This window comes from Streptomyces sp. NPDC031466, from assembly GCF_055581265.1.
In genome coordinates, this window is sequence record NZ_JBVIJT010000002.1 from 762,103 (window position 1) to 771,534 (window position 9,432).

Here is a 9,432-nt window from a genome sequence, read left to right on the forward strand (position 1 = left end):
CACAAACGCCGCGGTGCGAGGACCGCGGCGTCGAGCGACGGGAGCAATTCTTAGCGGCAGCAAAATTCTGTGGCAAAGCAGTGACGTACGACCCGGCATAGTGGATCAGGGGGTACGCACCGGACCCACATGACCCCGCTCGCCGGTCCCCATATGGGTTTCCCTGTCCACTAGGGACCTTCGTACGTGATGTTCGCCCTATGCCCGGGCTCACATCGGGCACGTCACGGTCTCACCATGAGTTGCCCCAGCAATGCGCTCGGTGAGGATCGGTCCCTGGTCCTAGGCCTCCCGGCCCAGAAGGGGGCCACCACAGGGCGGATACGTACGGTCACACCCCGCCGGTACGGTGTCGCCATGAGTCAAGGACCCCCATCCGGCCTGGACGCGGTGAGTGCCGCGCTGCTCGCCATGAGCCGGCACCTGGAGGTGCGCGACGTCCTCAAGACGATCGTCGCCTCGGCCCGTGAGCTGCTCGACGCCGAGTACGCCGCGCTCGGGGTCCCCGACGACCACGGCGGCTTCGCCCAGTTCGTCGTCGACGGCGTCAGCGACGAGCAGTGGAAGGCCATCGGCCCGCTGCCCAGGCAGCACGGCATCCTCGCGGCGATGCTCCGACGGGCCGAGCCCGAGCGCCTCGCGGACGTCCGCGAGGACCCCCGCTTCGAGGGCTGGCCCGCCGCCCACCCGGACATGTCGGACTTCCTCGGCCTCCCCATTCGCTACGGCGACGAGACGCTCGGCGCGCTCTTCCTCGCCAACAAGAAGTGCCCCAAACCCCAGGGCGGCTGCGGCTTCACCGCGCAGGACGAGGAGCTGCTGTCCCTCCTGGCCCAGCACGCCGCGATCGCCCTCACCAACGCCCGCCTCTACGAGCGCAGCCGCGAGCTGACCATCGCCGAGGAGCGCTCACGCCTGGCCCATGAACTGCACGACGCCGTGAGCCAGAAACTCTTCTCGCTGCGTCTGACGGCCCAGGCCGCAGCCGCCCTGGTGGACCGGGACCCCTCCCGCGCCAAGGGCGAACTGCACCAGGTCGCCGCGCTCGCCGCCGAGGCCGCGGACGAGCTGCGCGCCGCCGTCGTCGAACTGCGCCCCGCCGCCCTGGACGAGGACGGCCTGGTGGCCACCTTGCGCACGCACATCCAGGTGCTGCACCGCGCCCACTCCGCACAGGTCACCTTCGAGAGCAACGGCGTACGGGCGCTGCCGGCCTCCCAGGAGGAAGCCCTGCTCCGCGTCGCCCAGGAGGCCCTGCACAACGCCCTGCGCCACTCCGGGGCCGAGCGGGTCACCGTGTTCCTGGGCAAGCGGGGCGCGGGAGCCGTCCTGCGCGTCACCGACGACGGCAGGGGCTTCGACCCGACGGCGATACGGCGCGCGGGGCGCCACCTGGGCCTGGTCTCCATGCGCGACCGGGCGAGCGGGGTCGGCGGACGGCTGATGGTGGAATCGGAGCCCGGCAAGGGCACGACGATCGAGATGGAGGTCCCCGGTGGCTGACGCCGAGCACGACGCGAGGACGAGGATCCGGGTCCTGCTGGTCGACGACCACCAGGTGGTCCGCCGCGGCCTGCGGACGTTCCTGGAGGTCCAGGACGACATCGAGGTCGTCGGCGAGGCCTCCGACGGCGCCGAAGGAGTCGCGCGGACCGAGGAACTGAAGCCCGACGTGGTCCTGATGGACGTCAAGATGCCCGGCATGGACGGCGTCGAGGCGCTGCGCAAGCTGCGCGAGCTGGCCAACCCCGCGCGCGTCCTCATCGTCACCAGCTTCACCGAGCAGCGCACGGTCGTCCCGGCCCTGCGCGCGGGCGCCGCCGGCTACGTCTACAAGGACGTCGACCCGGACGCCCTCGCCGGCGCCATCCGCTCGGTGCACGCGGGACACGTCCTGCTCCAGCCCGAGGTGGCCGGGGCGCTGCTCTCCCAGGAGGAGGCGAGCGGCGGCCACGGCCGGGGCGGCTCGCTGACCGAGCGCGAGCGCGAGGTCCTCGGCCTGATCGCCGACGGCCGCTCCAACCGCGAGATCGCCCGCGCCCTGGTCCTCTCGGAGAAGACGGTCAAGACGCACGTCTCGAACATCCTGATGAAGCTGGACCTCGCCGACCGCACCCAGGCCGCGCTCTGGGCCGTACGCCACGGGGTGGCCGGCTGATCTCCGCGCGCCCCCGAGGCCGGTGTCGGGGGCGCGGAGCATCGCACTCCGGACTGAGATTCATACCGTCGTGTATATGTCCCCCATTTGGCGCAACCCCCGGGGCGTCCGGGCGTTCTCCAGTGCGTGCTGCGGCGGTCGGCCGCGGCTTCCGCTCTGGAGGATCCCGAAGTGAAGAACCTGAACAAGGCCGCCGCCCTCACGCTTATGGCCGGCGGCCTGGTCGCGGCAGGCGCCGGCATGGCCTCCGCGCACGGTGGCGCCCACGCTGGCGGCGTGGCCAAGAACTCCCCGGGTGTCGTCTCCGGCAACCTGGTCCAGGCCCCGGTCCACATCCCGGTGAACGCCTGCGGGAACACTGTCACCGTCATCGGCGCCCTGAACCCGACGTTCGGGAACTTCTGCGCGGACCTCTGATCCAGCCCCGTAGAACAGGAGCACCGCTCGGGCACGGCCGAGCACCGCTCCGGAACAGAAGGCCCCGCGGCTCCCTCGGCCCGCGGGGCCTTCCCGCACGCCCGGCTCGGCCCCCCGGAGGGCGCCCCTCAGTGCCGCTCCCGCTCCTCCACGTACGCGTTGTACGCGGCCACCTGCGCCCGCCGCGCCGTTCGCTCCACCGGCCGCAGCGCCTGCCCCCGCGCGGCCATCTCCGAGGCACTCACGGCCCCGCCGTGCCCGTTGTCGTACGCCAGGGAGATCAGCAGGCCGACCCGCTGCGCCAGCTCGAGCACCCGGACCGCGCGCGGCGGATAGCCGGGGGCCAGCAGCTCGCGCCCCCGCTCGGCCCGCGCCCGGTACGCGTCGAGCGCCGCCTCGGCCACCGGCCCGGACCCCGCCACGTCGAGCCGGGAAAGCACCTGCGTGGCGTCCCGCAGCGCCTCCGCCAGCTCGCGTTCCGCCTCCCCGAGCGAGGGCACGTCCGCGGGCGGCGCCTCCCGCACCGGCAGACAGTGCCAGAGGACCTCCACATGCACGTCGCCCTCGGGCCCCGCCTCGTACACCTCGGGCACGAGCCCATGGGGCGCGCCGAACGCGACCACGGCCTCCTGCGCCTCCAAGGCCCGCGCGTTGAACTCGGGCGGCCCGCTCAGCCCGAGCGGATGCCCGGGCGCGGGCAGCGCCACCCGAAGACCCGTCACCCCGAGCGAGCGCAACCGCCCCATCGCGAGCGTGAGGCCCACGGGGCCCGACTCCCCGGGAAGTCCTTCGACCCGGTGCACCGCGTCCTCGCCGACCATCGCGAGCACCGCGTCATCCGGGGAAACAAGTCCGGCCAACAGGGCATTTCCCCATGCGGCCAGGCGTCCTGAGCGTGGTTCCGAGAGCATGCGCACAGCCTAAGGACCGGGCTCGCGACAGGAACGCCCGACCGGTGGCGTAGGTTTTATCCGGGGACCGCGTCCACCGACGCGAGCGACGACCGAGACTGCAATGGGAGACAGCGCGCTCATGAGCGATGTACTGGAGCTTGAGGACGTATCTGTGGTCCGAGAGGGCCGGGCTCTGGTGGACCAGGTCTCCTGGTCGGTCAAGGAAGGGGAGCGCTGGGTCATCCTCGGCCCGAACGGCGCGGGCAAGACCACCCTCCTCAACGTCGCGTCCAGCTACCTCTTCCCGACCACCGGCACCGCTACCATCCTCGGCGAGACCCTCGGCAAGCCCGGCACCGACGTCTTCGAGCTCCGCCCCCGCATCGGCGTCGCCGGCATGGCCATGGCGGACAAGCTGCCCAAGCGCCAGACCGTCCTGCAGACGGTGCTGACCGCCGCGTACGGCATGACCGCCGGCTGGCGCGAGCAGTACGAGGACGTCGACGAGCTGCGCGCCCGCGCCTTCCTCGACCGCCTCGGCATGAGCGACTACCTGGAGCGCAGGTTCGGCACGCTCTCCGAGGGCGAGCGCAAGCGCACCCTGATCGCCCGCGCCCTGATGACCGACCCCGAGCTGCTCCTCCTCGACGAGCCCGCCGCCGGCCTCGACCTCGGCGGGCGCGAGGACCTCGTACGCCGCCTCGGCCGCCTCGCCCGCGACCCCATCGCCCCCTCGATGATCATGGTCACGCACCACGTCGAGGAGATCGCCCCCGGCTTCACGCACGTCCTGATGATCCGCCAGGGCAAGGTCCTCGCCGCGGGCCCGCTGGAGTTGGAGCTCACCTCCCGCAACCTCTCCCTCTGCTTCGGACTCCCGCTCGTCGTCGAACAGCGCAACGACCGCTGGACCGCCACGGGTCTGCCGATGTCCTGAAGGGGCGCGTCCGGACCGACTGACCGCGCCCTGTCCCGGAAGCGACCCCCGGTCCTACGATGACCACGTGGACATCGACGCATGGGTGTGGTGGCTGATCGGCGCCGCCGCGCTCGGAATCCCGCTCGTACTGACCGCGATGCCGGAGCTGGGCATGCTCGCCGCGGGCGCCGTCGCGGCCTCCGTGGCCGCGAGCCTCGGCGCGGGCACCGTCCTCCAGGTGGTCGTCTTCGCCGCGGTCTCGGTCGCGCTCATCGCCGTCGTACGCCCCATCGCGACCCGGCACCGAGCCCAGCGACCCGAACTGGCCACCGGAGTCGACGCGTTGAAGGGCAGGTCGGCCGTCGTCCTGGAACGGGTCGACGGCTCCGGCGGCCGCATCAAGCTCGCGGGCGAGGTCTGGTCGGCGCGCTCGCTCGACGCGGACCGCGCCTACGAGGCCGGCCAGGAAGTGGACGTCGTCGAGATCGACGGAGCGACGGCCATCGTCCTGTGAATGCCCCACGGGCCGTGCGGCGGTCTGACAGACTCGACCAGCAAGATCTTTGAGAACCCGCGGGTCTCCGTGCCGCGCGGGCACACACCGAGGCATGAAGGGTACGGGGAGCCACGATGGAACCAATCATCATCGTCCTGATCATTCTGGTGGTGCTGGTCTTCATCGCCCTGATCAAGACCATCCAGGTCATCCCACAGGCCAGCGCCGCCATCGTCGAGCGCTTCGGCCGCTACACACGCACGCTGAACGCGGGCCTGAACATCGTCGTCCCGTTCATCGACTCGATCCGCAACCGCATCGACCTGCGTGAACAGGTCGTCCCCTTCCCGCCCCAGCCGGTGATCACCCAGGACAACCTGGTGGTCAACATCGACACCGTCATCTACTACCAGGTGACCGACGCGCGGGCCGCGACCTACGAAGTCGCCAGCTACATCCAGGCGATCGAGCAGCTCACCGTCACCACGCTGCGCAACATCATCGGCGGCATGGACCTGGAGCGGACCCTGACCTCCCGCGAGGAGATCAACGCGGCCCTGCGCGGCGTCCTCGACGAGGCCACCGGCAAGTGGGGCATCCGCGTCAACCGCGTCGAGCTCAAGGCGATCGAGCCGCCGACCTCCATCCAGGACTCGATGGAGAAGCAGATGCGCGCCGACCGCGACAAGCGCGCCGCGATCCTCCAGGCCGAAGGTGTCCGGCAGTCGGAGATCCTGCGCGCCGAGGGCGAGAAGCAGTCCGCGATCCTGCGCGCCGAAGGTGAGGCCAAGGCCGCGGCCCTGCGCGCCGAGGGCGAGGCCCAGGCGATCCGTACGGTCTTCGAGTCCATCCACGCCGGCGACCCGGACCAGAAGCTGCTCTCCTACCAGTACCTCCAGATGCTCCCCAAGATCGCCGAGGGCGACGCGAACAAGCTCTGGATCGTGCCCAGCGAGATCGGCGACGCCCTCAAGGGCCTCGGCGGCGCACTCGGCAACTTCGGCCCCCTGGGCGGCGGTTCAGGCGGCTCGTCCGGCAAGGAGCGCCGCGAACAGCCGCCGATCGACTGAGGCGCACGAAGGGGCGCGGGGAACCGCGCGCCCGGCCACTCGCGACCCGCGGCCAGAGACCAACCGGTGTACTGGCTGCGGCTCGGCGCTAAGCCGCAGGCTGCGCCAACCACTCGGGCAACGAGGCCAGTTCCTCCCGCCCCAGCGACAAGAGCATCGCCCCTGCGGGAGTCGGCTCGAACGGCTGGCGCAGCAACGGCATCCCGGCCTCCTCGGGCGTCCGGTTCGCCTTGCGGTGATTGTCCAGCGCACACGAAGCCACCGTGTTCAGCCAGGAGTCGGCGCCGCCCTGTGAGCGCGGCACCACATGGTCCACCGTCGTGGCCCGTCTGCCGCAGTAGGCGCACCGGTGCTGGTCCCGGACGAGGACCCCTCGCCTCGACCACGGCGCCTGTCTTCGGAACGGCACCCGGACGTATCTGCAGAGCCTGATCACCCGGGGTACTGGTATCTCCAGCGCCGCCGCGCGCACACGGAGCCCGGGGTGGGCCTGTTCCACCACGGCCTTGTCCTGGAGCACCAGGACGACGGCCCGGTTGAGCGTCACCGTCGAGAGCGGCTCGAAGCTCGCGTTCAGCACCAGAGTGTCCCGCATCAACCTGCCCACCTCCCGTATGCACCGGCCCACCGCCTGGCGGGCTTGGATCAACTCTGAACGGGCACGCCGAGATGGACAACGCAATAAAAAATGCCCGCCTCTGATCACTTCCATGACCAGAGGCGGGCAAACAATCGGTGAACGGTCAGTTCTCCGCGGGGGCACCGTATTCGCCGATGAGCTGCGCACGTGCGAGCGTGTGGAACCGCAGGTTGAAGCCGACGACCGCGGGTGAGACGTCCGAGTCGGGACCCAGCTTCTCCTGGTCCACCGCGTACACGGTGAACACATAGCGGTGCGCGGGGTCCCCGGGCGGTGGCGCCGCGCCGCCGAACTCCTTCGCCCCGTAGTCGTTGCGCACCTGCACCGCGCCCTCGGGCAGTCCCTCGAACTTGCCGCTGCCGGCACCGGTCGGCAGTTCGGTGACCGAGGCCGGGATGTCGAACACGCTCCAGTGCCAGAACCCGCTGCCCGTCGGGGCGTCCGGGTCGAAGCACGTCACGGCGAAGCTCTTCGTCCCGGCGGGGAAACCCTCCCACCGCAAGTGCGGCGAGGTGTCGCCGCCCGACTGGACCTGAGCGTCCTTAAGGACCGCCCCCGGCTCGATGTCCTCGCTCACGACCGTGAACGACGGCACGGGAGGGTGGAAGTCGTGGGGAAGCGGTGGCCTCTTCGGCTCGGTCACGTGAGCACCTCCTGGTCGATTGCTGTGCGTTCCGAGCCTAGAACCAGTTGCGCTTGCTGCCGACCTGGGACAGCCACTCGTTCAGGTACGCAGCCCAGTCCGTGCCCTGGAAGTCGTTCAGCCCGACCTTGAAGGACCGGAACGAGTCGCTGCCCTCGCTGAACAGACCCGGCTTCTTGTCCATCTCCAGGACGACGTCCATCTCCCGGTCGTCAGCGACGAAGCTCAGCTCGACCTGGTTCAGCCCGCGGTACTGCTGCGGCGGGTAGAACTCGATCTCCTGGTAGAACGGCAGCTTCTGCCGCGTGCCGCGGATGTGACCGCGCTCCATGTCGGCGCTCTTGAAGCGGAAGCCCAGCTGGATGAAGGCGTCCAGGATGGCCTGCTGCGCCGGCAGCGGGTGCACGTTGATGGGGTCCAGGTCGCCGGAGTCCACGGCGCGCGCGATCTCCAGCTCGGTGGTCACACCGATGTTCATGCCGCGCAGCTGCTGCCCGTCGATGCTCGTGACCGGGGTCTCCCAGGGGATCTCCAGGCCGAACGGCACCGCGTGCACCTCGCCCGCCAGGAGCGTGAAGGCACCGCCGAGCCGCATCTTGGTGAACTCGATGTCCTGCTTGGTCTCCTGGTCGTTGCCCTCGACCTCGACCCTGGCCTGCAGACCGACGGAGAGTCCCTCGATCTGCTGGTCCACCGATCCACCCTGGATCCGCACCTCGCCCTGGACCACGCCGCCCGGTACCACGTTGACCTCGGTCAGCACGGTCTCGACGGAGGCACCGCCGGCCCCCAGACTCGCGAGCAGCTTCTTGAACCCCATGACACTCCTCCCCGGGCCGCCACCTGTGGCTCGTCCCGACTATCGACTTGAACCTTCGACCGGTACCAACGCGAGGAGACCCCGCCCGGTTCCGCGTCAACACCCCGCCGCCCCACAACCGGGAACCCGCAGACGCCCGGAGCAAACGGACGGAGGTGTATTACGCTCGAAAGGCATGATCGCGAGCCCTGACCGTACGCCCCTGAGCCGAGACTTCTTCGACCGCCCCGTCCTGGAGGTCGCGCCCGACCTCCTGGGGCGCGTCCTCGTCCGTCACTCGGACGACGGACCCATCGAGCTGCGCCTGACCGAGGTCGAGGCCTACGCCGGTGAAGTCGACCCCGGTTCCCACGCCTACCGCGGCCGCACGCCCCGCAACGACGTCATGTTCGGCCCGCCCGGACATGTGTACGTCTACTTCACCTACGGCATGTGGCACTGCATGAACCTCGTGTGCGGCCCGGAGGGCATGGCGAGTGCGGTCCTGCTGCGGGCCGGCGAGATCACCGTGGGCGCCGAACTGGCCCGCAAGCGTCGACTCTCGGCCCGTAACGACAAGGAACTGGCCAAAGGCCCGGCCCGGCTGGCCACGGCTCTTGACGTGGACCGGAGCCTCGACGGCGCGGACCTCTTCGGTGGCCCCGACAGCCCCTTCTCGATCCTGGCGGGCACTCCGGTGGACGCCGACCAGGTCAGCGAGGGTCCCCGCACGGGAGTAGGGGGAGAGGGGGCCGGGCACCCGTGGCGCTTCTGGACGACCAACGACCCTACGGTCAGCCCCTATCGGGCCCATGCGCCCCGTCGCCGCCGAACTTGACGCGGCCTGGGGGGCTCCGTAATGTAGTCCGAGCCGCTTGAACCGGTCACGGCAATCTGCCGGGAGCTGGAAGCGGCCAACCACTACCTACGACTTCCCCCAGCGGGGGCTTATTTCGCATGCTCGCATGCCGAAATTCGAACCCGCGGAACTCGATTATGAGTTGCGGAGGGAATCCGCTAACGTAGTGAACACGCCGAAAGGCAAAGGCCCTCCAACGGCCACCGGAAATGAAATCCGAACCGGAAACGGAACGGAAAACGGATCTGGTAAGGTTGGAAACACGAAATACCGAAGGGAAGCGCCCGGAGGAAAGCCCCAGAGAATGTTCTGCGGGTGAGTACAAAGGAAGCGTCCGTTCCTTGAGAACTCAACAGCGTGCCAAAAGTCAACGCCAGATATGTTGATACCCCGGCTCACTTCGGTGAGTTGAGGTTCCTTTGAAAAAGTCCTGTACGGCTCACGGTCGTGCAGGCGACACAGCGAGGACGCTGTGAACCGGGAGATTATTCCTCTCCTTGGTTCCGCTCTCGTGGTGTTCATCCCGATTACGGGAAAA

Annotated in this window: 11 protein-coding genes; 7 read left to right on the forward strand and 4 right to left on the reverse strand. The window is 69.7% G+C overall.

The window, feature by feature from the left end; translation table 11 throughout:
* Positions 1-357 precede the first annotated feature (357 nt).
* The 3 genes from ACZ5GP_RS06315 (at position 358) to ACZ5GP_RS06325 (ending at position 2,575) form a co-directional block, all read left to right on the forward strand.
* Positions 358-1,503 (forward strand): GAF domain-containing sensor histidine kinase, encoded by a 1,146-nt coding sequence (locus ACZ5GP_RS06315; protein WP_468749655.1) that lies wholly within the window; start codon positions 358-360, stop codon positions 1,501-1,503.
* Positions 1,496-2,158 (forward strand): response regulator, encoded by a 663-nt coding sequence (locus ACZ5GP_RS06320; protein ID WP_468749656.1) that lies wholly within the window; start codon positions 1,496-1,498, stop codon positions 2,156-2,158. Before ACZ5GP_RS06315 ends, ACZ5GP_RS06320 begins: the two co-directional genes overlap by 8 nt.
* Positions 2,159-2,329: 171 nt before the next feature.
* A complete protein-coding gene (locus ACZ5GP_RS06325) occupies positions 2,330-2,575 on the forward strand; it encodes a chaplin (RefSeq protein ID WP_468749657.1) in 246 nt (81 codons plus the stop codon).
* Between the two features lie 128 nt (positions 2,576-2,703).
* Here ACZ5GP_RS06325 and ACZ5GP_RS06330 read toward each other — a convergent pair whose 3' ends face one another.
* On the reverse strand, positions 2,704-3,486 hold the full coding sequence (locus ACZ5GP_RS06330; RefSeq protein WP_468749658.1) for a hypothetical protein: 783 nt from the start codon (positions 3,484-3,486) through the stop codon (positions 2,704-2,706).
* 121 nt (positions 3,487-3,607) lie between these two features.
* Here ACZ5GP_RS06330 and ACZ5GP_RS06335 point away from each other — a divergent pair, with 121 nt between their 5' ends.
* The 3 genes from ACZ5GP_RS06335 to ACZ5GP_RS06345 all read left to right on the forward strand — a co-directional run bounded on the left by ACZ5GP_RS06335 (position 3,608) and on the right by ACZ5GP_RS06345 (position 5,953).
* The gene (locus tag ACZ5GP_RS06335) at positions 3,608-4,405 is read left to right on the forward strand and encodes an ABC transporter ATP-binding protein (protein ID WP_361088352.1); all 798 of its coding nucleotides are present in this window, start codon (positions 3,608-3,610) and stop codon (positions 4,403-4,405) included.
* 67 nt (positions 4,406-4,472) lie between these two features.
* Entirely contained in the window at positions 4,473-4,901 is a 429-nt protein-coding gene (locus tag ACZ5GP_RS06340; protein WP_468749659.1) for an NfeD family protein, read from the forward strand.
* A 116-nt stretch (positions 4,902-5,017) separates the two neighbouring features.
* Entirely contained in the window at positions 5,018-5,953 is a 936-nt protein-coding gene (locus ACZ5GP_RS06345) for an SPFH domain-containing protein (protein WP_468749660.1), read from the forward strand.
* Positions 5,954-6,041: 88 nt separating this feature from the next.
* Here the strand turns inward: ACZ5GP_RS06345 and ACZ5GP_RS06350 are convergent, their stop codons facing one another.
* From ACZ5GP_RS06350 to ACZ5GP_RS06360, 3 genes are all read right to left on the reverse strand, one after another.
* Positions 6,042-6,548, reverse strand: coding sequence for an HNH endonuclease (locus ACZ5GP_RS06350; RefSeq protein ID WP_468749661.1), 507 nt, complete (start codon positions 6,546-6,548; stop codon positions 6,042-6,044).
* Positions 6,549-6,696: 148 nt separating this feature from the next.
* The gene (locus ACZ5GP_RS06355) at positions 6,697-7,236 is read right to left on the reverse strand and encodes a YbhB/YbcL family Raf kinase inhibitor-like protein (protein WP_468749662.1); all 540 of its coding nucleotides are present in this window, start codon (positions 7,234-7,236) and stop codon (positions 6,697-6,699) included.
* 37 nt (positions 7,237-7,273) lie between these two features.
* A complete protein-coding gene (locus tag ACZ5GP_RS06360) occupies positions 7,274-8,056 on the reverse strand; it encodes a sporulation protein (RefSeq protein WP_468749663.1) in 783 nt (260 codons plus the stop codon).
* Positions 8,057-8,231: 175 nt separating this feature from the next.
* On the opposite strand from ACZ5GP_RS06360, the gene ACZ5GP_RS06365 reads away from it, so the two are divergent.
* Positions 8,232-8,873, forward strand: coding sequence for a DNA-3-methyladenine glycosylase (locus ACZ5GP_RS06365; RefSeq protein ID WP_468749664.1), 642 nt, complete (start codon positions 8,232-8,234; stop codon positions 8,871-8,873).
* Positions 8,874-9,432 lie beyond the last annotated feature (559 nt).